Genomic DNA, 26,877 nt, shown 5'->3' on the forward strand with positions numbered 1-26,877 from the left:
AAATTCAAGCATGGTGTCGCCTCGTGAAGTGTTCAAAACGGCAATTATGCAAAATGCCGCAAGCATTATCATTGCCCATAACCACCCGAGTTCCAATGTTGAGCCAAGCCCTGAAGATATCGAAGTAACCAACCGTTTAGTCGAATCGGGCCAGTTACTAGGTATCGAAGTACTCGACCATCTTATCGTTTCCAACCATCGCTATTTATCACTACGTGAGAAAGGGTTTATGATGTAAGAATTAAATTTTCAACTCAAGATTTAAATTTGAAAACAGCTTTCTGAGGTAACCCCCAATCAAACTACGCATAGAAATAATCTAAAATTAATGATTGTACAATCTAGTCAAAAAAAGCGCACCTCATGGTACGCACGACGAATAGCCAACTGACTGAAATTTTTTCAGCTAGTTGGCTTATTTTTTACATGTAGCTTGAATATTTTCTGACCAAGGTAAGTACTGATGTAACATCTCTGGTTGCTGATGAAACGGTAGATTTGGTAATTCCCTCATTAGCTTGACGATGTATTGATAAAAATCAATTCCATTCGCTTTGGCTGTTTCAGCCAAGCTTAAACAAATGGCATTTGCTTGCGCACCTGCTTCACTTACAGAGAAAAGCCAGTTTTTCCGTCCGATTACATTCGGACGAATCGCATTTTCAGCAGGGTTATTATCAAGGGCAACGTGACAATTCTCAAGAAACAGCATTAATTCTTCTTTTCGGCTTAATGTATAGTTAGCTGCTTTCCCAATAGCATTTTTACTGAAGAATGGCGAGCGATCTATCCAATCAAAAAATTCCTCAATGCTTGGCTTGGACTCTTGTTGGCAAATTTGGACACGTTCTTCTGGTGACAGATGTTTGATTTTACGCTCAATATGAAATAATCGGTCACAATACTGTACACCAATCTGTCCATTCTTACTCTCGGCCTTTAACCAATAGCGACGTACATGCGCCCAACAGTTAGCGAATTGAACATCAGGTAATTGCCCATAAGCCGAATAACCGTCGCATATGACGGTTCCTTTAAATCCCTTAATAAAATCTTCTAAAATAGCACGTCCAAGAGAAAGCGCACTTTTAAATAGAACGATTACAGAGCCTTCGCTTTGAACACTACGAGATACCGAGTTATAGGCGGTTGATTGTGCTGGCTTTCCATCGGAACGCTTAAGGATTTGGGAATAAGTTTCATCGAGATGAAGCACTGATTTTGCTGTTAATAATTGCTTCATCAAATCATACAGCGGTTGAAGCCAATCTTCTGCTACACGAATCACCCAATTGGATAAATTTTTATCGTTCGTTTGGAGACCATAGCGTTCCCATTCATTTACCTGACGGTAAAGAGGCAAGTACTGAATAAACTTATCGTAGATAAGCTTAGCCAAAACAGTAGGGCCGGCAATACTTCTTTGAATTGCACCTTTAGGCGCTTTCCCACGTTTAATTTGTGCTTTTTGTAGGGAATCTTTTTTACATGTTTTGCACTCATAAATATGTTCAAAATGCTGTACACGTTTCATTGTGGCTGGAATAAATTTCGCTTCTTCACGTACTAACATCGAACTGAATTCCACCATTTCTCCCTGGCAACATTCACAAGTTAAGTTGGCTGGATGATGATGAATGGCTTCTGTTTCAATATCTTCACGAAATGAATCATTTCGTTTTTTATTCTTCTTTTTACGTGTAACCGAATAACTAACCGTTTCGGTGCTTTGTTCTTCTGTTTGCTCAGGTTCGTTAAAAGACGTGTCGTCTTCAAATAAGGAAACTTGCCCATCGGGCGCTTGATACTTCGATTTTTCTGACATTAATTTTATCTAAGTATAATTAATAATCGGTTCTTGTGCCGTTTGTCATTTATTTAAACGCAAAAAGCCGCCTATACAGTTATAGACGGCCTCTCGTAGCGCATTGATCGTCTCACGCTCACAGTCTGTCTGATTCCGATGATATTAAGGAAACGATGTTGTAGCGTTCACTCTCGTTCACTTCAACATCGTCTCCATGAATGCACACGCTCTTCCACTCTCATCCCCCTCCCCCCGCCGCCCTCGAGCACCCGGCATCCCCCACACCCTATCAAAGCGGGAGGGGATTTTCGAGGCGTTCTTGGGGGGAGGACATTTTGGACCACACCCGCTCCGCTTTGTGCAGTCCAAATTTAGTCGGTGGCGAGGCTTAGGTTGTCATAGTAGTTAGATAATCGCTTTCGCAAAGAGCATGCTCCGCTAGGTCCTTGCGGCGCTGCGCACCTCGTCAGGACACGCTTCACACAAAGATAAAAGCCCTCTCGATGTCGGCGCTGGCGCACCTTTACAGATCGAGAAGGCTTTAGATATCACATTCAATAGATATTGCTATGTAGGTAGTAGTTCGTTGCGAGTGCCGCCTTGGGAGCTCACGCACCTGCAGCCCGCCCTCGTTTATAATTAGCAAGCCCTCTAGATATTCGGCGCTGGCGCACCTTTTCGTGAACCAAAATACCGCCAACTGGTCCCTCGGCGCAAGCACCTTGCGGAATGAAGTTGGCGGTATTAAATAATAGTTTAAATTATATCAAAAAAACATCATAGTGATTTAAAGTTAATAGATATACATATTATAGTTATTTAAAATAAAAGAAGGGAGATGAAAAAAATGAAAAAACATGTATCATTTTTAACTGCTACAGCATGCGCTATGAGTCTATTTTTAACACCAATAGCAAATGCTTTTGCGGATAGTAATACTTTAAATTATGCTGAAAAAGGTAGCGTTTCTAAAAACAAATTTAAAAAAAATAAGCGTTTTGAAAGTACCGTAACAACTACAAAGGATAAACAAATTAAATTGGTGTTTGAAAATAATAAAATCTACTACACTAATTATATTTATGAAGCACCCTGGGATTATAAAATAGTTAAAAAATTAACGATAAAACTAAAAGGAAATAAGAAAATAAATATAAAAAACGGTAAATTTTATTTGAAGGATAAATTATATACAGGATCTATTAGAACTGAAGATACTTTAGTAATTCCATTACAAGGTAAATCGTATTTCTATTTAAAAGGGAAAGTAAAAAAAGGTGTATTAGTTAGTGGAACAGAATACAGGACTGATTACGATGCGGTTTGGGCTGGTTAATGGCATATTGACTTTATGATATCATTAAAAGAAAATAGAAATGGTGAAAACATGCCTCAACTCAAACTTTATTACATAGACTTTCCAGAGCAACAAATGCAGTACGATGTCGGCACTGTAAAGATAAATAATGACAACTTAACTGTTCAAAATGCCGAAATTTGTCGAATTTTAAATGCCGAATCCTATGATATAGCAGACTATAGCGACGAAATTTCTATCCTTGTAGATGACGCCGGTTTCTATAAATCGGGATTGCCAATTTGGAAAATCCATACACCAGACGGCCAGACACTAGAGCTTATTGGTAAGTTGCTTTTCGTACGCAATATCGAAACAGAATATAGCACCGACTTTACTGATATTCGCGCAGAAGATATTTTCAACTTCCGCATTGGAATGGAGATAGAATTGTTGGGAATAAAAAAATAATTTAATTGGCATAAGGTAAAAACGACCGAGCACTAATGCCCGGTCGTTTTTCTTATTTCAAGCTCAAAGAAATTTGAGCCATATCATGCGTTTCCGCTGCCTCAATCTCTTTAATCGTTAAGGCCATTTTTTCAATCATTTGTGTCACAAGCGCATTCCCCATACAGAAATAACGCATACGCTTGCTCATCGTAGCTGTCCAGTTGTCGGGGAAGCCATTTAATCGTTCACATTCAATTGGTGTTAAGAAACGTTTGCGCCCATTTACTTCGACCACATGTGTACTACGATTTGTCGTTCCTTCACTTGTCAGCATTGTACGGCCAGGGAGCTCTAGTAGGTCCGTTGGGGACATACCACCCTCTGAGAAAATATATTTATGACCATCTTTTGACGTCCGTTCAATTTTCTTTGGCCCACGTAAATACGCGAATTTCTCAATTTGTGCTTCATTTAAATAATACGATTCATCGACTTCCGCTTCATCTTGTAAAATCTCGCCAAGTGGAATCGCTTGTGGATTTAATGCCTCTGGGTGCAAGGTATGCACATGACCATCAATCATAATACCGGCTTGGTGATATTCAAATGAAAATTCATCGGAGATTTCAATAATATCTTGTGGTAGCTCGACTTTTTCATCGCGGCCTTTATAAACTTCATCTTTTACGGGAAATGTTTTCGCAAAGAAGCCATCTTTTAAGAGAAGTTCACCCGTTGTGTGCTGTAATTGACGCTCCGCATAAGCGAGTGATTGATCATAGGCAAAGATAAAAATACGACGACGGCGCTGTGATGAACCGTATTCTGCCGCATTAATAATGCGCCATTCGACAATATAACCTAAGTCACGGAACGTAGCGAGCATAATTGAAAAGTCACGACCACGCTGTTTAGAAGGCGATTTTAAGAGACGATCGACGTTTTCAAGCAGCACATATTTAGGATGTGATACTTCAACAATTCGCTTAATCTCCCAGAAAAGGACCCCTTTCTTCCCTTCAATCCCTTTCTCTTTTGAAAGGGAACGTGCGACGGAGTAATCTTGACAGGGGAAGCCGCCCACAAGTAAATCAATATCCATATCTTCAAATGTTTTATTAGAAACTTTCGCAATATCATCGTTGCAGTTTTCGCTCGATGGAAAGTGTGTATTGTAGCAATCAAATGCATCCTGTGCCTTTTTAGAAGGTTCCCATTGGTTCGCCCAAACAGTATCAAATAGCTTTTTATCTGCTTTTTCCAACCCAACACGGAAACCACCTACGCCAGCAAAAAGCTCGACTACATTGAGTGTATTGTTCATTGGTTGACCCTCTTTCTTTTGGTGTTCTCATTATATCGTAAAAAGGTGCTAGGATCAACAATAATCTGCTCACGTTATAAAATAGAAATTTGAAAAAATTACGTAATTATTATATTAAAAATATATTTAATAGTATATTGAATTATTAATTCATCTATAATACAATATTTAAAGTTAATCCTTTGTGGAATAACATATTTTAATATAATTAAATATAAGGAGGAACATAGTGATACCTTTAATTATTTCTATTATTAGCACAGTAGCCAATCTTATTACTATTATTGAATTCATTCAAAGTCGTTTTACTAAGTAATAAGGGGCGTATCCAATTCTGTTGGATACGTGTGGTCAGATAAAATAAAGATTAGAAATTATTAGAGACATCTTCTTTCCTCATTAAATATAGAAAGTGCTGAACAGCTGGTTAATTAACAACTGTTCAGCACTTTTTTAAATAAAATCAATTTCTTTTAATAAATTGACCATCGTAGATCCTTTAATCCACACATATTGAGAATACATATGAATGCCATTTAATACAAAATTTTTATGAGTGGAATCTGTACCGCTTCCTCTTACAAAAACATCATATTCCGCAGACTTAGGAAAATTTAAAGATTTCTTTACCGTATTCGTTTTTTTATTAATCTGTGGTGTCCTATCTTTTTTATAGACAACACTTTCAACTAATAACCCATCGATGACAAGCTCACGAACATCTTCCCATAGCTTTTTAACCGTACTGTTTATAAAGGCTTCATCAAAAGCTAATCGTTTAAAGCCAATGAATTTATTATCGAGTAATTTATCTCCGTCCGTTGACTCTTGGAAAACGATACATAGAAATTGATGCTCTGCAAAATAATTATAAACAAACGATTGATCAAATGTCATAGGCAGCAATTGACCCTCGTCTGAATCATATTCACTACGCGTCCATTCCTCAAAATCAATTTGGAATAGTTTCATATCTTCAGTACGTGTTCCAGCAGTTGTGGTCACTATAGTCTTAGGAATAATTCCAGCTTTACTAAATAAATCAATCTTACTTAATTTCTTCGCCTTACCACCAAGCATTTTAACAATAATCTGCTCAGTTACACTTTTTGATACATCTTTATGTTTATTTAATGTTGCATTAATATGTAGCATTTCAAGTAACTCTCGTACTGTATGACCCTTATATAAAGTTGTTAAACGATGAAGCTCATCATCTAGCTCTTTGAATGACGAATAAGTCTCGTCTAACTCTTCTAATTTTTGGCCAAAGTGCTTTTCAACTATAGTGCCAACCGTAGACTGTTTCAAACGGAAACGAGGCGGATTAGGATATTTAGGTGCTGTATCAATAAGCATCAATTGTTTGCGGAGTTCAGATGAAATGCGCGGATATTCTGTACGAGGATCCACATAATTCGCTTGTATATCTCGAATAAAATCGCGCACAATCGTCCAGTCATTCTTTAAAATTTCTTTATCTTCATCTGAAAATTGATGGAATTGATAACCCTCAATTATAAACTTCGCATATTCTGCCGCAGGAACAGCTTTAGGTGCTGCGTAATTGTAATATACAAGCAATAAATTCTCTAGCTTGTGCCAGAAACGAGAATCCTCAAAATCATCCTCTTTTACAATGTTATTTACAGACACCGCAGTAATAGACATCGGTTCCTTTGCTTTGTACTCTTTTTTCGTCTTTCCCTTTGGAATTTTCACACGAATACCCGTTGTTTTTAATTCTGTGGGAACACCATCGACAATTAAGTCAGGATCACTATCTGAATCAGCTGGATAACCTAATATAGATTGTTCCACAACATCCCCAGCAATTCCTGTAATTTTAGGCTTATCAATTGTTTTGGCAAAGACGTTATTTACATCCGCTTCTCCAAGTGTTTTCCCCGTTGCTTCACTCAAAATCATATTTAATTCATTAAATGTAAATGGATGTTTTGCCATCATGCACATCTCCCTTAATAATGCTATATCAATAATATACCATGTTAAACTTAACGTAAAAGTAATATTATAGATATAGGGAGATGTAAAAATGAAAAAATTGACGTTACATGAAAAATATACTAGAGAAGATGTACATGAAATCTTTGATGGAGGGATTACGAAATTTACTGCTGGTGCAGGTATTTGGGGACTTCATGGCATTGTCAGAATTCCAAATCGTGCACACGATTATGTTTTCTTTGTAACTATTGGCCAAGATAAGTTAGGTGTTACATTTAAAGAAAGTCTCACAGAAGATGGTGTATTGACATGGCAATCTCAAAAAAAACATACGTTAGAACATAAACAAATTATTGAGTTTATTAATCATGATCATACGAAACACAATATTTACTTATTCCTACGCCCTAGTAAAAAGCAGAAAGAATTTCGATATATGGGACGGCTTGCGTATGTTGATCATGATACGACATTAGAAAACCCCGTCCATTTTAAATGGCAGGTTTTAGAATGGAATGATGAAGAAAAATTCGAAGAAATTAAGATTGATGCTATTGAAGAAAATAATGATCAGTCTCAAAATAGTTTGATTGAAACAAATGCTCCAGAAAGAAGAGAGCGAAAAACAAGAAAACGGACATTTACTTCAAGTAAAACTGATTATGTGGCTAGAAATGAAAATAATACAAAATTAGGCTTGTCAGCAGAGTTACTGGTTCTACAGTATACAAAAGAACAATTAATAAAAGCTGGACGAACTGATCTAGCCAATAAAGTAGTACATACATCTGTAGTAGAGGGTGATGGCGCTGGGTACGATATTCAATCGTTTAATCCAGACGGTATATATTTATATTTGGAAGTAAAAGCAACAAAAGGCGGTCTTAACTCAGAATTTTTCATTTCACCAAATGAAATTGCTTGTTCAGAAGAATATCCAGAACAATATCAATTAATTCGGGTATACGATTATGATACAAAAAATAACTCAGGTAAGTTTTATAAAATTGAAGGCGATTTAACAGAGAAATTGCAGCTAAAACCTACGCAGTATTCAGCTAAAATATAGGAGTGATTTTGTTGGAAAAAAGAAAAATTGAAGAATTAAAACAAGTAATTATTAGATTGTATGCAGAAAGGGGAGTAGAAAATTTATTAAAATATATAAGTCTAAGAGGAGATGGGTGGCATAAAGTTTCTTCTGAAGCCCCAGCAGAAACTCCAATCACGTATTGTTCCGGTAAAGAAAATGAACATAATATTGAAATACGTATACCAGGAATAAGAACTTTTTTAAAGGAAAAAGGAAGCATTGAAAAGAATATTTGTTCTTATGATTTCAGAATTTGTTTAAGTAATAACAAAAATAATAAAGGGTTAACACCTATTAAGCATACGGATATAGTCAAATATTTATATGAAATTGTGGCTAGAATTGAGAATCCAAAGCAACGCGGGAAGAAATACGAAGAATTAAAACAGATTCTTACAAATGTATATAATGACAATGAAATTTTCCAATATCCCTTCAATGAAATAATAGAATATGGGAAGAAATACGAAGGAAATTTAAGTTTAGTAGAAATTATAACTTTTATTAAATGGTGTTCCGCTCAAGAAGAATTAAATTTTAGTGGAAATAGAGCATGGGGAAAAGATTTAAGCTTCGCTCGTTATTTTGAAGCTATATATTATGCACAATTTAAGAACGAAAGTGGTTTAAAAAAAGTATTAAAAAATACAGAAAACAAAGAAAAAGGTATTCCATCATTACATAAAAATCCTGAAATTTATGGCGGTTGTTTAGATCATCGCTATACAGACAAATAACATGTCAATAGATTAAAACAGTAAAGTTAGAGCAGCTAAATTATTAATGACTGTTGATTCCGAATATTTTTAATGTGAAGTTGAATTGAATTCTGCTGAGAATAGGATAGAAAAGAGTGCACTGATATATTTCTGTTATAAAATATATTTATAAAGTAATTATTTAAGTGATTTAAATGAGCATATATACTATAATCACACTTAAAGAAAAGCGTGAAAAAACACATAAGGGGATAGGAAAAATGAATTTTGAAGCTACTAGCAATAATATAAAAGGAGTATTTACTGCTACTCGAAGATATAGAATCCCTAGATTTCAGAGAGATTTTTCTTGGGAACAAAGCAATTATAACGAATTCCTTACTGATATGTTATCTCAAATTACATTTAACACAGAGACTAATAAATTTGAAAACTCTCAATATTTTTTAGGTAATATGCTTTTTTTAGGAAGAAAAGAGAGTGATTTAGTTGAGGTAATCGATGGTCAACAAAGAATCACGACTATTACAATTTTATTAGCTGCTTTAAGAAATACATTATATAAATTATCAGAAATAGAATCTAATGAAGAAGAATATAGAAACCTAGCTAAAAGTTATGCCGATACTATTCAAGACGAATATTTAATAAAAAGAATCGATGGTGAACCGCAAAGAAAAGTAGAAACTACTTCAAGTTTTCCATATTTTACTCAAACTATTCAAGACTATCAGACTAGGAATAAAAATGTAGAGCCATCAACAGAAGAAGAGCAATTATTAAAACAAACTTTTGAGTTTTTCTTGAAAAAATTAGAAGAAAAGAATTTCTTGAAAATTTTTTCGGAAAGAGATGAATGTAAGAATTTTGACAAAGTTTATTATTTAGAGGCATTAAAGGCTTTACGAGAGCAAGTTTTAAAATCACAAGTTATTGAAGTATTTGTTGCGGAGAAAGAACAAGCTAACAGAATTTTTGAGAATATTAATTCGAAAGGTAAACCATTGACACCAGTAGATTTAATAAAAAATTCTATATTTAGTAGATTAGATACAACTAGTGCTGGAGTAGATGAAACTTCACTTATCTGGTCTAAATTTAATCAAAAGTTAATTAATTTAGACACATCTTTTAATGAGTTTTTCTTACATTATTGGAAGGCTATCTATCCTGAAGATTCAGCAAACGGATCTAATTTATATAAGAAATTTTCAAGACGATTTAATGCTCAAGCAGAAAATGATACAGAAATTTTATCCGAATTTGTTAGTAATTTATATAAAGGATTTAATTTCTATACAATGATTGTAAATCCTGATTATAATAAATTTAAACGGCAATCGCAAAAGCCTGAATTAGAATACTTAACATCCATAAATTATTTTAAAGGCGTTCAAGTTAGACCGGCATTACTTTCCTTATACATGAAAAATGAAATTTTAGGGGATAATAAAAAATTACCAACAAAAGAAAAAAATGAATTTCTTCAATTTTTAAGTAACTTTCATTTTGCAGCCTTTGGTACAACGTTGAAAATCCGATCAAATACTGTTACAACTCCTTATAAGGAATTTTCAACCAAAGTTACTAAATCTGAGAATAAAGGTGATATAAGAAAAGCAATTTCAAAATTAAAAAGTGATTTAATAGAATTGATTCCGAAAGAAAAATTTCTTCAAGCATTTATAGAACTAGAGTTTTCCAAAAAGAAAAGCAAAAATAAATTAGAATCATTTCCAGCTTCATATGCAATTAAACAGCTATCTAATAAATTAGAAACTAGAGATTTTAGTGATGATGAGTATTCTATTGAACATATTTTAGATGAATCTCTAGGCGGAAATACAAATATTGGTAATCTCGTTGTGCTTGAAACTAAATTTAACGAAGAAGCAAATCAAATTAAACAAAAAAAAGGTGTAATAACTTTTAAAGAAAAAAGAGAAATATATCTTCAAAGTAATTATAAAATGGTCACTTTACTACTTGAAAATTATGAAGTATTTAGTAGAGACAATATTCTGGAAAGAGCCAATGCTTTATCTAATCAATTCTGGGAAATTTATTTCACAGTTGAAAATTAAAAGCTTATCATGTTTTATGATTTGGTTTATAAAACCATACTTTACGGACACCTATTTTTAGGTGTCTTTTTTCGTTTCTAAAGCCTTCCAAATCATTTTACAAACGTTTTTTAAGAAAAGGAGTCGGATTTCATGCAAACATGGATTTTTCAAGGCAACCCAAAACATTTTGATGTAGATACATATTTAACTGAAGAAGAAATTATTACGTGGTCGGTACGCCAAAAACATTTCGTTGATCAAATGCAGCCAGGGGATGTCGTTTATATTTGGCGTTCAGACGGTGGTAAACGCGGAACTGGTGGTGTCGTTGCAAAAACGATCGCCAATTCAGTGCCTTATATCATTGATCAAACAGACAATCGTTCAGAACACTGGACAGAAGATCATGTACCAGATGAATTTGCGTCGATTGATTTGGAGGTACTGGATGTCGATTTAGCGCCTCGCGTTAAACGAGTGGATTTATTAGAGCACGAGCAATTGGCCGACATGCTGATTTTAAGAAACCCTGTTAACACAAACTATCTAATCAGCGAGGAACATGCTGCGCTGCTTCAAAAACTTTGGGACGGTCCGTCTGTAAAAGATGATCTACAAGCGATTGAAGTTGAAAATGGCCACATCGAAGGGAAACTACAAACGTATTATGGCCAGTGCTATGAACGTAACGCTACGAACCGTCGAATGGCCATTGAAATACATGGCACTACTTGTATGGCATGTAGCTTCGATTTCGAAAAAGTGTACGGTGAACGCGGTAGAAACTTTATTGAAGTGCATCACATCAAGCCACTCCATATCACAAAAGAAACGCGCGTCAATCCAGAAACAGACCTTGTGCCGCTTTGTGCTAACTGTCACCGTATGATTCATCGAAATCCACAGCAAGTACTAACTGTGGAAGAACTCAAGGAATTATTGGAGGGAAAATAGATGACGACTAAAACATTCGGTTATATCCGTGTTTCAACTGCAGATCAAAACACAGCACGTCAGGAAGCAAAGATGAAAGCGCTCGGTATCGATGAGCGAGATATTTACATCGACCATGCGAGTGGCAAAGATTTTAACCGCCCACAGTATCAAAACATGAAAAGTCGTCTGCGTGAAGGCGATTTAATTTATGTCGAGGCGCTTGATCGTCTGGGTCGTAATTATGAAGCGATTATTTCAGAGTGGAAGGAAATCACGCGTAAAATTCAAGCAGACATTATTGTACTTGAAAATGAAACGTTGTTCGATAGCCGGAAATTTAAAGCCATGAACAGTGAAGATAGCCAGCTTGGGTCATTAATGGAGGACCAATTCCTATCGCTACTTTCATATGTGGCCGATCAAGAGCGCAAAAAGATTCTGAAACGTCAGAAGGAAGGCATAGCAGCTGCACGCAAAGCTGGGAAGCATTTGGGCCGTCCAGCTATTAGTTTGGAAACATTGTCAAAAGAGCAGCGAGCGATTTTAGAGACTAATTTTGAAAAATGGCAGTCGAAGCAAATTAAAGGTGTGGAGTTTATGGAGATGTTGGCATTGAAGAAGAATACGTTTTATAAAGTGGTGAAGGAATATACTATATCACATAGTTAATAATGCTTATTTAAGGTTGATTATGGTATACTGAAACAAACGCAAGTTCGTACAATTTGGTAAATAACGGAATTACACTTTTCAAAAAGTAGAAAATTCTACTTTTGAAATAGTTCGTGAAGTAGGGAGGCTATATAATGGAAGAAACGCTATTTTCTTTGCAACAATATAAAATGGTAAAAGAGAAGGACGAAACGATTCGTCAAGTCCAACAACAAAAGCTAGCGCAATATGAGCCTGACTTTAAACAGTTTAAAAGTTTTAGTGAGGCGCATGGTTTACCTCTCACGTTTGAGACACTCGAATTGTACCTTCATCAGCTTATTACGCAGCAGCACGTGCGTTTATCTACTTTTAATCGACGTTTAGCGGGCGTAAAGTATTGGTTAGTACATGAACATGGATTTCAATTCACCTCAGCGCATGAAGCTAGCGTGAAATTACTGCGTAGTTTATATGACCAGGAGGCGTATATGCGCTTGAAGCCGATGAGAGGGCAACGTGCAGAAAAACAAAGTGATGTGCTGCGGCTCATTGATCGCTATGCTACGGATAAAAAAAGTGATATTCGTAAGCGTGCGATTTGTTTGGTTAATTTGATTACGGCCAACCGTCCGTCGGAAATGGTTCGGTTGAAGGTAAATGATTTTGATTTAGCTAATCGCACCGTACAGGTAATGATGGTAAAACAGGGCGAAATGAAAGAAAAACGCCTAACACTGGAGTGTGTACAGGCGATTCAAAACTATGTGGCAGCATGTGCGCTGTTACCTGATGATTATTTTGTGGGTGCAGCTGATAAATGGGGGAATCATACAAGCCGTCAGATTAGTGAAGTGAGTTATAACCAAGCGATTCACAGCTGGTTAGGCTTTGCGCCGTATACTTTCCGTAAAACACAAATTACAGCCATGTATCAAAAAGGTGCGGATATCCCAACGATTGCCAAGCAGTCTGGCCATAAATCACACCAAACCATTATGGAGCATTATATTAAGTTGAAATCGGATGATGTAGACGAGTTTTTATAAAATACGTGATTGAATAAAAAAATCGTTAGCGATGATAGCTAACGATTTTTGTCTTTATTTGTTTCAAAGGGTTTTTCTTCATAATGGGCAACATGATAGTTGCCAATCTTTTCATACTTTTCTTTTACCTGTGCCGTCGATTGAATAGAAGTATCTGTATGGTGTGAAGTAAGGGCATCTACAATGATTTTCTGCAAATAACTATCTTCAGGTGCCTCCTCAACTGCAGCCATAACAAGCGCATTGCGCAAGTATCCTGCATTTTGAGAAAGAAGCTCGGCATTAAAAGATAAATCATGCTTTTCAGCAAATAGTTTCATGAAAATTGAGACAGTGCGAGTGTTCCCTTCACGGTACGGGTGAACACGCCAAATATCAGTCATTAGCTTTGAAAATAATGAAGGTAATTGTGGATTTTGATGGGACCATGTCACTTGTTTTGCCCAGTTGAAAATATATTGTAAATCGTGTTGAATCTTTGTGTGATCACAGTACGTAATTGATAAGCCATTCAATACTTTTTCACTTTTATAAATGTTGATTGTTCGAAAATCGCCAGCCCATGTATATAAGGTTTCGAACAAAAAATGATGAATGGTTTGTAAGGAATGGTAATGATCAAAATTGATATCCTCGATAATAGTATCAATATCAATAAGGCCAGCAATTAAAAGTTGTGCTTCAATATCAATAAGTTGCTGTTCATCTTTAATATTGAGCTTATTAATTAGTATAGTTGAGTTATCATAAACATAGGGATCCATCTACTGTTGCACTTTTGCGTATCGCTCGATGATGGCTTTTTTTAGTTGCCCAGATGTAATACGACCTTCTTTATAGTCATCTAATAATTGTTGGGTAAATGCTGTGGGTTTACCACCGTCAAGTGCAGCCATACCTACAGCAAATTGAATTTGTTGCTGTCGTTTATTACGTTCAGTTACTGTCATATTACGCACCCCTCTTTGTAGTAGTAGTTTGATTATATCACGTTATTGAGGCTAGCTTAATTTATAACCTACGTAGGAATTTCTACTTTTAGACTTAATGCAATCATTTAACTCTTTTTTACATACTCAAAAATCACATAAATGGCTTGTTCGTCTTTGCTCGCAAAGCTCAAGTCAAACTTTAATCGCTGGCCTTCGAAACTAAAGGCATCAAGTAAGTAGTTCACTCTAGGCTGCTTATACGCAATACTATTATTTACACATTGCTCCCATACTTCTTCTCGTAAATGCGTGGAATACTGGCGATGTAATGCTGCTTCTTTCAGTAAACTTTTTGTAATGGGAATATAACCTTCCCAAATATTTTTACGTGTGACTTCAAACCACATTGTAGCCCGAATAGCTTCTTCATCTAATACAACATTTGTTGTATTAAATCAAATGTTAGTTACTTTATAAAATAGATTGCAGCAGTTATATCGATGGAACAGGAAGTGATATATGAGCATTAGAGGATTTAGATATTTAAAAAAGGAATAAAACTATGAAATATACGAAAAACCCCGACTAACAACGAGATGTTAGTCGGGCTTAAATTTCAACTCAGCGTAATAATAATAAGTTTACCCATTCAAGAGCGCATTTAATGAGAACTTATGATTAGAGATGCCATGCTACACATAATAATAGTAAATGATAGACTAAGCCAAAAGGTATTAGCTGTAGTTTTTTCTTCGTTTTTTACCTTTTTTAATATTTCGACCAAATTTACACAAAATACAATGCACCAAATGGGCAAAGGTAAAAATCCGATGTAGAGAATGATAAGCTGTATAAACGACATTTAGTTCTTCTCCTTTGCCAAGTTAAGCTTACAAAAAAGTATACTATATAATTCTTTTTCATATTCAAAAATAGAGGTGGTTCGTTTCTCAATACTAGCTAAATCCACTAAATAAGCGAATTCAAGGTGCGTATAGATGAAATAAGGGGAATTACCGTATTTTCTGTTAGATAAATAATCATTTAACTCTTTATAAGTTATACAGCAAAAGAGGAAAACACGCATGTCACGATAACTTCTTTCGCTATTGTTCTTGATTAAACGCATCAATAATTTAATTCATGTTCCTGAAACTTCTTTTCGTTAATGCATGGTTTACGTTGTAACGCTCGTATAAAAGGCTCCAACTCACCTGTATAGCTTTGCTTCGTATCCTGTAAGAGATACAATGTAGCATTGTGATAAATGACAACAGTAAGCTCTACATGGCCACTTGATAGTGTTTCTTGTGTTTTTTGTTTTTCCTCCTTTACTGTCTTGGTTTTCATATCTAATCCCAATAACTCGTTTATATTGAAGGGCAGATCAACTTCAATTTTTTCTAGCTCTTCACCAACTACATTTACTTCCTTACATTTTTCTTCTTGACTATTCGTAGTTGTAGTGAAAGTCACTCTAATCCAGATGTTATATGTTTGCGTAGACTGCGCTTCAAACAAATAAGCAGCTTCTACTGGATCGTTATTTTGTTTCTGAACAAGTTGCACCAAATTATCCAAATACATTGCTCTAATCTGTACCTCATCTGTTTTAGTAATCTTTCTCCTGATAATCATTTGTTCAACAACCTCCTTTGTAATAAAACAAGAGCCACTCCCAAAAGGGAATAGCTCTTCATATTGGAATTGTAATAGTATTTATTATCGAAAAAGTTTTAGAAAAGTTTTGGAGAGTAATAATTGAAGTAAAACTATTACTAGAAATAAGCGAGATAGAACATATGCAAAAATCATATGTAGAACGTTTGATCATCACTGCTAATTGGCGATTGCAAAAGCTTGAAAATTTACAATTACAAGATAAAAAATATGCAGTTCCATTCTACAATTGGCTTGAAGAAAGGTAATGAATATATAGTAAATGGAGGGAATATATTAGCAGTGTAATACCAATTAGTTCTTTATCTAATAAAAATTCTAACATAAATATTTAAAAATGATATAATTAAGTAAATACATTCCTTAAATTCCTTTTTTAAGTGATGTGAGAAGAGGAGGTCCTATAGTTTTAAAAAATATAAGAGGTTCTTATCCCTTGACAATGCAATAATTAAAAGACTAAAAGGAGGAAATATTATGAAAAATAAACTACTATCAACGAGTTTAGCTGTAGCTGTAATTACATTAATATCTAATAGTCCAAATGTTTTAGCATTAGAATCCACGCCTAATGATTCAGAAAATAACTTCTATTTTATTGAAGTGTTAGAACAAAATCTTGATTATGCTTCGATAGTCGAAAACTTAGATATTGAAAGTTTAGAGAGCTACTCTCAAAACAAACAAAACGAAAACCCTGCAATTTCAGAAGACGAACTAAACAATTTGTTAAAGGAAGAAATAATAAAACGTGGGATTGAATCAAACATTATCAATGCAAATGGAAAATTGATGTATCCAGATTTAGGTATATCAACATACTCATATGGTGATTTGCCAATAGTTAAAACAAAATTAGGTACTAATGAAAAGAAAGTGTTTAATGAGAGTTTATCGAAGGGCGTAGCTGTTCTAGCTGCAGGTAAATCAGCTATGTCATATTACAAAAATTATTATTCAGGTGGAGAAGATGATAATGCAGATGCATTTAGACATTCTTTGTGGATGGCTTTTTCTTCCGCTAGTGTTGCTGGTGCAGACTATTCCCGGAGATTTGGTATAGCTCATGAAAATGATTTTCCAAGTAGTGCATTAGCAAGAAGTATGGATTTGTATAATAATAATATTGGGATTAGCTATGGTCCTAAAATCAAAGCTTTTGCTGGTAATGCTGATTTGTATCACTCTATGGCTCTTAAAATGATTAATACAGCTGTGAAAAATGGTGAGATGAGAAGGTTTTATGGGACTGATATTGGAAGAAAAACTTCTTTAGTAAAAACAAATAGTACAGGAGCTAAAAAATGAATTTGAAATCTCGAAAATTCATAAAATACGTATTTTTTTTTGCTTTAACTATAGTATTAGTGGTGTTATATAATTTTTATAAAATAAATGAAAACGATATACTTCGTTCAAATATTAAGCAAGAAGTTCAAAGGAATGAGTATGTTAAACTTAGTGAAATAGTTGATGGAGATTGGGACAATATAATTATAGTTAATCCGTATACGGACAAAGCTGAAATAAATAATAAATATGGAATTGCTGTAAATCGGATCAGTGACTTTTCAGTAGCGCATAGAGATGATAGTGTGCTAATTATATTCTGCAAAGGAAAAGGCATTCGAAACTATATTTATTGGCCAGGAAGTATTTTTTCAAGTGAAGATGAAAAAATATATAACTCTATTAAAATAAAAAAAGAAGACACCAGATTTAAAGCAGATAAAACTTCCGATAACAACACGCCTTTAAATTTAATCCATATAAAAAAATGATGAATGTTTTAAGAAGTACGGCAAAAGCTGTGCTTCTATTCTTTATTAGCATTAGCTGGTAAGATACTGTTTGCACAAAACATAGAAAAAGAATTTAGTATAGACATCGGCAACATTTAAGGCTTAAGATATCTTCTATATTAAGAAACAACTTAAATATTCAATTAGTAGGTATGACTAAAAGAGAGTAAATTATGTTCTGCTCAAAGTGAAAGGGTATTCAAATCGTTATAAAAATCCGCGATTAAGATGATTTTACCAAGCCAATATTATGTGATGTATAGTGTCTAGAATATGATGAAATAGTGTATTATCTAATACATGATTTTGGTAGTGCAATAGAATGTAGTTTCTAGCAAAAGCAACCTTAACTAATATAATTTAAAAGTGTTAGACTAATTTCAAAATTGGTCCAACACTTTTTTGTTTCATCCTCACTTTATACATTAGTAAGTATAATTCGGAAGGTTTTTCTAAAGATTACTATTATGACGCCAATGAAAAACAGTGAATAGTATTACTAAGACTATAAAGTAATTTAAGTGAGTACGTTTGTTCTATAAAGTTTTTAACAGTATTAATATATTAATCTTGTTGACTATGGTAAGTAATAAAATTATAGCAACTTTCAAACTTGCATTTCAAACTAGATTTTTGGCAGCTGATATCGAAAAGACATATAGTACTAATTTAAGTATTCTTGACGGTATGAAAATGGATTTAAGGAAACACGAAACTGTTATTAAAGAAGAATTACAAAAAAATGCATATGATTTCATGTTAAGAAAAGATTTTGTACGAATGCTAAAAGAAATTAAAATCTTAAAAAGACTTTCAGATGAAGAACTAGATAATTTACATCAGATATACGATGAAAGTGTTTTAAATAAAGGTGAAATTGAGAAAGCAAAAGGTTCTACAATAAGATTTAGGAATCAATATAACTTATGCTTTCACATTATACTTTCAACATTAATTTTTATAGTAGTAGTCAATCCCCTGTCTAATAAGCTTTATTCAAATGAGACTATTATAAGTATAGTAGTTATCTTTCTGCTCCTTGAGATTATTCAAAGAGGAGTAGAAATAAGTATGGCTTTTTATTTAGATATAAAAGAAGGTCAACCTAAAACGAGTAATTTATCTAATTCGGATCGTTTAATGCTTGCTATTAAAAGTATGATTGAAATATCTTTAATTAGTTTAAGCGTAAGATTATTAATATTAGATTTTGAAAATGTAGAATCAATTTTCAATACTATATTACAATCGTTTTCAGTTGGGTTATTCAATATATCCTATTCAGATAAAGTTGTTGAAAATATAGATGGATTAAAAGAGTTAATTATTAGTTTTACACACTTTTCACAAGTGGTAATATCAGTTCTATTACTTACCATGGCTATTGCTAAATATTTAAGTAATGATAAAGATAATTATGATTTTTGCATAAGACGTAAATCTAATATTTATTCTTCAAAATATGTATTAGACAAATTAATTAAATCACCCTATCAAACAAAAATTATTTTTTTAGTAGAAGGTAAGACATTTCAAGAGCTTGAGGAAAGATGTGGTAAGTTGTTAAGAGAAAATAATTTGACTATAGATGAATATAACTCTATACAAACGTATCTTTATCGCTATTGTTATAAGAAAGAAAAGAGAAAAAATAAGTGCAGAATATAGCACAAGTAGAAAAGTAGGGATTTCGACTTAAAAGCTACTAGCAACGCGCCGAATCTAGCTTTATATTGTTTATTGAGGGTGCTATAGTTAGACGCATAAAAAAGAAAAGAGGCTTTGTCACAACTAGTTTTCTACTTTATGTAGTATTCAGTATAAATAATATTGAAACTAAAGTTACGTATTTAAAAATAGCTTCTAATCAAGAATTAGATTTAATTAAAAGTTACTCTAACCCTTCATTAGAAAAATCGGAAGGTAATAGTGAATTCCTAAAAAATATTAATATTATACAATATAAGTTAATTATGGTTACCTTAATAATGCAAAAACACAAAATCTTTATCACTAATCTACTATTATGATAGGTAAATACATTGTTAGGCTAGTGCCAAACTAGATGGGTCCAGGTATGACTACATATTTTTTAATGGAATCTCATTAAAGATGAATATAACAAGATATTAAAGGCTGCTTTTGATAAAATGTGGGCGTAAGATGTAGACCAGGCAAAATAGTCAGTAGAAGTAGTCAGATTTCATCTAGAGCCTATTTGTGAGACCTTAAACTACCATCGATTCAAAGTCAAATAAGAGGCTATACAATAGCAAACCTAAAGTATAATTATTAAAATAGGCTAGGATATAACTTGTTTTATTTCAATACATATAAAATACTTGCACTTTATCTATAATTTGCATACTTTTATAATAGAAGAAAGGTGTGAGTAAAATGTTATCACAAGAAAAAATAGCACGAATTAATGAATTATCTAAGAAAGCTAAAGAAGGTACGTTAACAGAACGAGAAGCAAAGGAACGCTCTGCTTTGCGTAAAGAATACCTAGAATCATTCCGTAAATCAATGCGTACTACTATTGAAAATGTAAAAGTGGTAGATGAGGAAGGTAATGATGTAACGCCAGCTAAAGTTAAAGCGCTACAAGAAAAACGAAAATTGAATTAAGTATGACACAATCCGAAATTGTATGACCTAAAACAAATAAAACCATTGTTTTATTAAGCAATGTTGACTACACTATTAAATGAAACTATTATGTGCGAGAAAGGATGTCAAAAATGACTCAAACTCCGGATCAAATTGCAATTAATGCAATCCGAACATTGTCAATTGATGCAATCGAAAAAGCAAACTCAGGTCACCCTGGCTTACCAATGGGCGCAGCACCTATGGCCTATACATTATGGACGAAACATTTACGTCACAACCCTAAAAATCCAAATTGGTATAACCGTGACCGTTTTGTTTTATCAGCAGGGCATGGCTCAATGTTACTTTACAGCTTATTACACTTAGGTGGTTATGATTTACCGTTAGCTGAAATCCAAAATTTCCGTCAATGGGATTCATTAACTCCTGGTCACCCTGAATATGGTCATACTGTTGGGGTAGAAGCAACAACAGGTCCACTTGGTCAAGGGATTGCAATGACAGTAGGTATGGCAATGGCTGAAGCACATTTAGCGGCAAAATATAATAAACCAGAACATACCATTGTGGATCATTACACATATGCATTATGTGGTGATGGTGATTTAATGGAAGGTGTAGCGGCAGAAGCGATCTCACTTGCAGGTCACTTACAATTAGAAAAACTTATTGTACTTTATGATAGTAATGATATTTCATTAGACGGCGAGTTAGGTATGGCGTTCTCCGAAAATATTCAAAAGCGCTTTGAATCATATGGCTGGAATTACTTACGTGTTGATGATGGTAATGATATTGAAGATATGAATGCTAAGATTGAAGAGGCTAAACAATTAAATGGTAAACCTACATTAATTGAAGTCAAAACAATCATTGGTTTTGGTTCACCTAATAAATCTGGTAAATCGGATTCACATGGTGCGCCATTAGGTAAGGATGAAGTTGCTTTAACAAAAGCTGCATATGATTGGGAGCATGAGCCATTCCATATTCCATCAGCAGTATATGACACATTCACACAAGCAGCTGAACGTCAAGGTATTAGTGAAGAGGCAGCTTGGAATGCTAAGTTTGAAGCCTATAAAGAAGCTTATCCAGAGCTTGCAGCAGAGTTTGAGAATGCTATGGAAGGTGACTTGCCAGCCGATTATGCAGCAGAAGTGCCTGTATATGAAACAGGCAAGGCAGTAGCAACACGTTCGTCATCTGGAGAGGTGATTAATGCATTAGCTAAAAAATTACCTTCATTCTTTGGTGGTAGTGCCGACTTAGCTAGCTCAAATAAAACAACGATTAAAGGCGAAGACAACTTCTCGCCAGAAAACTATGCAGGCCGTAATATTTGGTTTGGTGTACGTGAATTTGCGATGGGTGCAGCATTAAATGGTATGGCATTACATGGCGGTTTACATGTATTTGGTGCAACATTCTTTGTGTTCTCTGACTATGTGCGTCCCGCAATGCGTTTATCAGCGCTTATGGGCTTACCAGTAACCTATGTGTTTACACATGATTCAATTGCGGTTGGTGAAGACGGTCCAACACATGAACCAATTGAACACTTAGCATCATTACGTGCAATGCCAAACTTAAATGTCATTCGTCCAGCTGATGCTAATGAATCAGCTGAAGCATGGAAACAAGCTATACTATCACCAAATGCACCAACAGCATTAGTGTTATCTCGCCAAAATCTACCTGTATTAGCTGGTACAGACAAGTTAGCAACTGAAGGTGTAGCACGTGGTGGTTACGTCATATCAGCAGCGCAAAAAGAGACACCAGATGCTATTTTAATTGCAGCTGGATCTGAAGTAGCGTTAGCTGTCGATGCGCAAAAAGCATTACTAGCTGAAGGTATAGATGTCTCTGTAATATCTATGCCATCTACTTTTGCATTTGATCAACAAGATGCCACGTATAAAGAATCTATTTTACCAAAAGCGGTAACAAAGCGTTTAGCGATTGAAATGGGTGCTACACAAAGTTGGTATAAATATGTTGGTCTAGATGGTGATGTATTAGGAATTGATACATTTGGTGCATCAGCTCCTGGTGACCTAGTTATTGAAAAATATGGTTTCACTGTCGATAATGTTGTCAATAAAGTGAAAGCACTATAATTGATAAAGTATTCAATAGATTTGATCTCCCTTCATAATTGAAGGGGGATTTTATTTTGCATGGAAATAATATAGGAAGAAACTCGTGAAATCCCTTTTAAAAATAATTAAGATAAAGAGTTAGACCCAAGTGATAAAAAAATAAAAAATAAGCCGAAAGATGTGGCTCTTATGGTAAAGAAAATCGTAACACCGTTTCTTTCGTGCAAAAGGTGTAGTTAGTTTATCGTGATTTGAAAAATACATAATAATAACTAATTTATGGGAAGTAGAATGGTAACATCCTTTTTTGTGTTTAAGAAGGTGTGGAGTAGGTATATGAATATTAATAGATGTGACCAACTGACATAATACGTGAAAAGGTGATGAAAAAAAGCAAGCTTTGTAACAGTTATTTCATAGCTTAATCTCATTTTTGATAACATACTCTTTAGGTTATAGGCTAATGTAATTTTCTTTGCTATAATGTGAATTTGTATGTGTAAACAGGTGGGGAAAAAGATATTTTTTAAAAGCTAATGTAATTTACATTTCATTTGAATGGTGATACACTTAGTTCTGCAAGACACTATATATAGTGTTTGAAAATCTTAATAACACTATATACGGTTATAAGCAAGAGATAATGATTAAAAAAATAAAATTTTTTTATTGACAAGGTCACTTGTCAGGGCTGTCTCGCTCCAGTTAGGGAGATAGCTTTTTTATATGATAGAAAGAGGGATATAAAATGAAATTATACACAAAAACAATCTGTCCAAAATGTCTTTGGGTGAAATCTGAATTGGAGAATGCTGGGTTAGCAGCAGACCTTGTAAATATTGACCATGATGAGGAAGCAAAACAAGCCATTGTGAATGCAGGTTTTTTAAGCGTGCCTGTACTTGAAGCAGACGGTAAAATGATTGGTGATGTTAAGGAGATTGTTTCACATATTGAATTGATTGCACAATGATTGTGTATGCTACTCGCACAGGTAATGTTCGTTATATTGTTTCTCAACTAACAACAGATGCTATAGAGTTGACAGCAGACTTGCAGGTGGACGTGAGGTATTTGTTAATTACTTATACAGATGGCTTAGGTAATATACCTGCCAAGGTAGAACAGTTTATGAAACATAATCATAATCTTTGCCAAGGTGTAGTAGTAAGTGGTAATAGTAATTTTGGTCATCACGTCTTCGGAGGTGCAGGCGACAAATTGTCTCAAATGTATCATATACCGTTAGTACGTAAGTTAGACTTGCGCGGCAATCAAAAAGATTATGATGCAATACAATCGTTTTATGAAAGTAGGGTAAAGGGATGAAAACATATTTAAAGTTAAACAACGATGTACTGAATCGCTATAGTACAACAGGTCAGTTAGAGTTAGAGAAAGACCGTGAAGCAACACGCCGTTACTTTTTAGAGTATGTTAATGTGCGCTTACGTTACTTTATTGATATTGAAGAAAAAGTGCGTTATTTAGTAGATGAAGGCTATTATGAAAAAGAATTCATTGACATGTATGATATGGATTTTATTAAACAAATGTATAAAAAAGCCTATGACTATAAATTCCGTTTTCCATCATTTATGAGTGCGAGTAAGTTTTACGATAGCTATGCGATGAAAAGTAGAGATGGCGAAGAAATTTTAGAAAAATACGAAGACCGCATTGTTATTATTGCGCTTTACTTAGCTCAAGGCGATAAAGCTTTGGCAGAACGTGCTGTAGAGTCAATGATGGAAGCCTATCAACCAGCAACGCCTACAGCGCTTAATAGTGGTAAGCAGGCACGAGGTGAGTTAGTAAGCTGCTTTAAGTTATCTATGGACGACTCTATGAATAGTATTGCTGAAAATATTGGTTACTGTTTAGAATTATCTCGCCTTGGTGGTGGGGTAGGTGTAAACTTAACAGATTTACGTCCATTAGGCGACCCTATTAAACAAATTTTAAATCGTGCTAGTGGTGTAATTCCGGTTGCTAAATTATTAGAGAACTCCTTTAGTTATTCTAATCAATTAGGTCAACGTAATGGCTCAGGTGTTGTTTATTTAAATATTTTTCATGCCGATATTGAAAACTTTATTTCTTCTAAAAAGCCAAATGCGGATGATAAAATTCGCCTTGCGACATTATCAACAGGTGTGATTATTCCGAGTATTTTCTTCGATTTGATGAAACGAGATAAAGATATTGTATTATTTAGTCCTTATGATATTTATAAAGAGTACGGTAAACGTATGTCAGAGATCTCGATTACAGAGATGTATTATGAGCTATTAGATAATCCTAATATTCGTAAAATTAAACGCTTAAATGCCCGACGTTTATATACAGAAGTAAAGAAAGCACAATTTGAATCAGGATATCCATTTGAAATCTTTGATGATAATGTGAATAATGCGCATCCTTTAAAAAATATTGGACGTGTGAAAATGTCGAATCTATGTACAGAGATTTTACAACTGCAAGAAACGAGCAATATTACAGACCAAGACCAGCCGAATGAATATGGTTTAGATGTGTCATGTAATTTAGGCTCCCTTGACATTCATGCAGCAAGTAAAGTAAAAGATTTCGGCACGTTAGTAAATACCGCTATGCGTTTGTTAACGAATGTTTCTGAGATGACGAATATTACAAACGTACCATCGGTAGTAAAAGCAAACCAATTGATGCATTCTGTAGGTTTAGGTTGTATGAACTTACATGGTCATTTAGTTACCCAAGGCATTATGTATGGTTCCAAAGAGTCGGTGGAATTTATGGATCACTTTATGGAAGCAATGAATTATTACTCATTAAAGGCTTCAATGGAAATGGCGCAAGAAAAACAAAAAACATTTTACCGTTTTGAAGAGAGTGACTATGCAACGGGTGAGTATTTTGAACAATATGTTACAAAAGAAGCGCAAAATGTATCGCCAATCGTAGCTAAAGCATTAGGGAATGTACCGATTATTACAGCGGCTATGTGGGAAGAGTTAAAACAACAAGTGATGGAACATGGTATTTTCCATTCGTATCGTTTAGCAATTGCACCAACAGGTAGCATTTCATATATTCGTAGCTGTACAGCATCCATCTCACCTTGTACAGAACGCGTGGAAGTACGTGATTATGCAGATAGCCGTACGATTTATCCGATGCCGCATTTAACAAATGATAATAGTCATTTATATGTAGAGGCATATGATGTAAATCCATATGATTTAATTGACTTATATGCCGCTTCACAAAAGCATGTCGACCAAGGGATTTCCATGACTTTGTATGTAACCGATAATTGGACAACAGAGCAATTGGCAAAAGTGTATATTTACGCATGGATGAAAGGTATTAAATCTGTGTATTATGTGCGCCAACGCTTACAAAGTTTAGAGGAGTGTGTGGCATGTCAAATATAACGTATGAAGCAATTAACTGGAATAAATCAACAAGTGAATTAGCACAGGTATTTTGGGACCAACAATGGAAACAAATTTGGTTTCCAGAAGAGATTGCAGTAAGTAAAGATATTAAACAATGGAAAGGATTTGAGCATCAAGACACATATAAAAAAGTGTTGGCTGGCTTAACACTTTTGGACACAGTGCAAACGAATATTGGTATGAACCGTGTGGCTGCATTTGCACCAGATATGCAAGAAAAAGCTGTGTTCACCATGTTTGATGCCTTTGAAGCAATCCATGCTAAATCCTATTCTTATATTTTCACAACGTTATGCACAAATGAAGAAATTGACGCGCTATTTGAGTGGATCAAAAAGAATGAGTTCTTGCAATATAAGGCAGATAAAATTGCTACCGTTTATAATGCTATTGAAGAAGATGACCCAGAAAGTTTATGGAAGGCGATGTTTGCTTCTGTAATGTTAGAGTCTTTCCTTTTTTACTCAGGTTTCTTTTACCCTCTTTATCTAGGCGGTCAAGGTTTCTTACGTAATAGTGCGGAGATTATCTCACTTATTTTACGAGATGAATCCATTCACGGGGTGGCAGTAGGTTTCTTTGCTCAAAATATTTATAAAAACTTCTCTACGGAAAAGCAAGAGGAATTAAAATTATGGGGCTTTGAATTATTGTTAGATTTATATCAAAACGAAATGAAATATACAGAAGATGTGTATGCAGAAACAGGTTTATCACCTGAAGTGAAAGCATATGTGCGTTATAATGCTAATAAAGCATTGATGAATATTGGTTTTGAAACAATGTTCCCAGAAGAAGAAGTGAACCCTATTGTTATGAATGGGATTCGTAATGAAGGCTCAACATATGACTTCTTCTCGCAAAAAGGCTCGACCTATGCGAAGGCAAAAGTCGAACCTATTACAGATGATACATTTAATTTTAATCGCTGAGGAT

The 26,877-nt window shown here is 34.4% G+C and carries 25 protein-coding genes; 18 read left to right on the forward strand and 7 right to left on the reverse strand.

What is annotated here, in order from left to right:
• The first annotated feature begins 10 nt into the window (after positions 1-10).
• Positions 11-238, forward strand: a complete 228-nt coding sequence (locus IEW44_RS04380; RefSeq protein ID WP_308421628.1) for a JAB domain-containing protein — start codon at positions 11-13, stop codon at positions 236-238.
• A 177-nt stretch (positions 239-415) separates the two neighbouring features.
• Here the strand turns inward: IEW44_RS04380 and tnpC are convergent, their stop codons facing one another.
• Positions 416-1,825 carry an IS66 family transposase gene (gene tnpC, locus IEW44_RS04385; protein WP_229704161.1) on the reverse strand — a complete coding sequence of 470 codons (1,410 nt, stop codon included), beginning with the start codon at positions 1,823-1,825 and terminating at the stop codon, positions 416-418.
• Positions 1,826-2,654: 829 nt separating this feature from the next.
• Here tnpC and IEW44_RS04390 point away from each other — a divergent pair.
• Positions 2,655-3,143 (forward strand): hypothetical protein, encoded by a 489-nt coding sequence (locus IEW44_RS04390; RefSeq protein ID WP_188613826.1) that lies wholly within the window; start codon positions 2,655-2,657, stop codon positions 3,141-3,143.
• 15 nt (positions 3,144-3,158) lie between these two features.
• Positions 3,159-3,575 (forward strand): hypothetical protein, encoded by a 417-nt coding sequence (locus IEW44_RS04395; protein ID WP_188613827.1) that lies wholly within the window; start codon positions 3,159-3,161, stop codon positions 3,573-3,575.
• 52 nt (positions 3,576-3,627) lie between these two features.
• Here the strand turns inward: IEW44_RS04395 and dcm are convergent, their stop codons facing one another.
• Together dcm and IEW44_RS04405 are read right to left on the reverse strand one after the other, a co-directional pair.
• Positions 3,628-4,881 carry a DNA (cytosine-5-)-methyltransferase gene (gene dcm, locus IEW44_RS04400; RefSeq protein WP_188613828.1) on the reverse strand — a complete coding sequence of 418 codons (1,254 nt, stop codon included), beginning with the start codon at positions 4,879-4,881 and terminating at the stop codon, positions 3,628-3,630.
• Positions 4,882-5,334: 453 nt separating this feature from the next.
• Positions 5,335-6,846: a MutH/Sau3AI family endonuclease gene (locus IEW44_RS04405; RefSeq protein WP_188613829.1), complete on the reverse strand. Its 1,512-nt coding sequence runs from the start codon at positions 6,844-6,846 to the stop codon at positions 5,335-5,337.
• Positions 6,847-6,937: 91 nt separating this feature from the next.
• Between IEW44_RS04405 and IEW44_RS04410 the strand changes: the two genes are divergently transcribed.
• From IEW44_RS04410 to IEW44_RS04435, 6 genes are all read left to right on the forward strand, one after another.
• The gene (locus IEW44_RS04410) at positions 6,938-7,918 is read left to right on the forward strand and encodes a DUF3427 domain-containing protein (RefSeq protein ID WP_188613830.1); all 981 of its coding nucleotides are present in this window, start codon (positions 6,938-6,940) and stop codon (positions 7,916-7,918) included.
• Positions 7,919-7,929: 11 nt separating this feature from the next.
• Complete coding sequence (locus IEW44_RS04415; protein WP_188613831.1) at positions 7,930-8,679, forward strand: hypothetical protein; 750 nt, start codon at positions 7,930-7,932, stop codon at positions 8,677-8,679.
• Between the two features lie 242 nt (positions 8,680-8,921).
• Positions 8,922-10,745: a DUF262 domain-containing protein gene (locus tag IEW44_RS04420; RefSeq protein WP_188613832.1), complete on the forward strand. Its 1,824-nt coding sequence runs from the start codon at positions 8,922-8,924 to the stop codon at positions 10,743-10,745.
• 132 nt (positions 10,746-10,877) lie between these two features.
• A complete protein-coding gene (locus IEW44_RS04425; RefSeq protein ID WP_188613833.1) occupies positions 10,878-11,681 on the forward strand; it encodes an EVE domain-containing protein in 804 nt (267 codons plus the stop codon).
• Positions 11,682-12,332 carry a recombinase family protein gene (locus IEW44_RS04430; RefSeq protein WP_188613834.1) on the forward strand — a complete coding sequence of 217 codons (651 nt, stop codon included), beginning with the start codon at positions 11,682-11,684 and terminating at the stop codon, positions 12,330-12,332. It abuts the gene before it with no gap.
• Between the two features lie 137 nt (positions 12,333-12,469).
• The gene (locus IEW44_RS04435; protein WP_188613835.1) at positions 12,470-13,363 is read left to right on the forward strand and encodes a tyrosine-type recombinase/integrase; all 894 of its coding nucleotides are present in this window, start codon (positions 12,470-12,472) and stop codon (positions 13,361-13,363) included.
• A gap of 38 nt (positions 13,364-13,401) precedes the next feature.
• On the opposite strand, the gene IEW44_RS04440 is transcribed toward IEW44_RS04435, so the two are convergent.
• From IEW44_RS04440 to IEW44_RS04455, 4 genes are all read right to left on the reverse strand, one after another.
• Complete coding sequence (locus tag IEW44_RS04440; protein ID WP_188613836.1) at positions 13,402-14,127, reverse strand: Fic/DOC family protein; 726 nt, start codon at positions 14,125-14,127, stop codon at positions 13,402-13,404.
• Positions 14,128-14,313: an antitoxin VbhA family protein gene (locus IEW44_RS04445; protein WP_188613837.1), complete on the reverse strand. Its 186-nt coding sequence runs from the start codon at positions 14,311-14,313 to the stop codon at positions 14,128-14,130.
• Between the two features lie 107 nt (positions 14,314-14,420).
• Complete coding sequence (locus IEW44_RS04450) at positions 14,421-14,702, reverse strand: hypothetical protein (RefSeq protein WP_188613838.1); 282 nt, start codon at positions 14,700-14,702, stop codon at positions 14,421-14,423.
• Between the two features lie 721 nt (positions 14,703-15,423).
• Positions 15,424-15,933 (reverse strand): hypothetical protein, encoded by a 510-nt coding sequence (locus IEW44_RS04455; protein ID WP_188613839.1) that lies wholly within the window; start codon positions 15,931-15,933, stop codon positions 15,424-15,426.
• A 519-nt stretch (positions 15,934-16,452) separates the two neighbouring features.
• Here IEW44_RS04455 and IEW44_RS04460 point away from each other — a divergent pair.
• The 9 genes from IEW44_RS04460 (at position 16,453) to nrdF (ending at position 26,873) form a co-directional block, all read left to right on the forward strand.
• Entirely contained in the window at positions 16,453-17,283 is an 831-nt protein-coding gene (locus tag IEW44_RS04460) for a DUF6973 domain-containing protein (protein ID WP_188613840.1), read from the forward strand.
• Positions 17,280-17,756: a hypothetical protein gene (locus IEW44_RS04465; protein WP_188613841.1), complete on the forward strand. Its 477-nt coding sequence runs from the start codon at positions 17,280-17,282 to the stop codon at positions 17,754-17,756. Before IEW44_RS04460 ends, IEW44_RS04465 begins: the two co-directional genes overlap by 4 nt.
• Before the next feature lie 552 nt (positions 17,757-18,308).
• Entirely contained in the window at positions 18,309-19,445 is a 1,137-nt protein-coding gene (locus IEW44_RS04470; protein WP_188613842.1) for a hypothetical protein, read from the forward strand.
• Positions 19,446-20,174: 729 nt separating this feature from the next.
• Positions 20,175-20,408 (forward strand): DUF896 domain-containing protein, encoded by a 234-nt coding sequence (locus IEW44_RS04475; RefSeq protein ID WP_188613843.1) that lies wholly within the window; start codon positions 20,175-20,177, stop codon positions 20,406-20,408.
• Positions 20,409-20,521: 113 nt separating this feature from the next.
• On the forward strand, positions 20,522-22,516 hold the full coding sequence (tkt, locus tag IEW44_RS04480) for a transketolase (protein ID WP_188613844.1): 1,995 nt from the start codon (positions 20,522-20,524) through the stop codon (positions 22,514-22,516).
• 730 nt (positions 22,517-23,246) lie between these two features.
• A complete protein-coding gene (locus IEW44_RS04485; protein WP_188613845.1) occupies positions 23,247-23,471 on the forward strand; it encodes a glutaredoxin family protein in 225 nt (74 codons plus the stop codon).
• Positions 23,468-23,827, forward strand: a complete 360-nt coding sequence (gene nrdI, locus IEW44_RS04490; RefSeq protein WP_188613846.1) for a class Ib ribonucleoside-diphosphate reductase assembly flavoprotein NrdI — start codon at positions 23,468-23,470, stop codon at positions 23,825-23,827. Before IEW44_RS04485 ends, nrdI begins: the two co-directional genes overlap by 4 nt.
• Positions 23,824-25,917 carry a class 1b ribonucleoside-diphosphate reductase subunit alpha gene (gene nrdE / locus IEW44_RS04495; RefSeq protein ID WP_188613847.1) on the forward strand — a complete coding sequence of 698 codons (2,094 nt, stop codon included), beginning with the start codon at positions 23,824-23,826 and terminating at the stop codon, positions 25,915-25,917. The genes nrdI and nrdE overlap by 4 nt, the downstream gene beginning before the upstream one ends.
• Entirely contained in the window at positions 25,905-26,873 is a 969-nt protein-coding gene (gene nrdF, locus IEW44_RS04500; protein ID WP_188613848.1) for a class 1b ribonucleoside-diphosphate reductase subunit beta, read from the forward strand. Before nrdE ends, nrdF begins: the two co-directional genes overlap by 13 nt.
• Positions 26,874-26,877 lie beyond the last annotated feature (4 nt).

Origin of the sequence: Lysinibacillus alkalisoli, from assembly GCF_014643595.1 — a bacterium.
Taxonomy (GTDB): domain Bacteria; phylum Bacillota; class Bacilli; order Bacillales_A; family Planococcaceae; genus Metalysinibacillus; species Metalysinibacillus alkalisoli.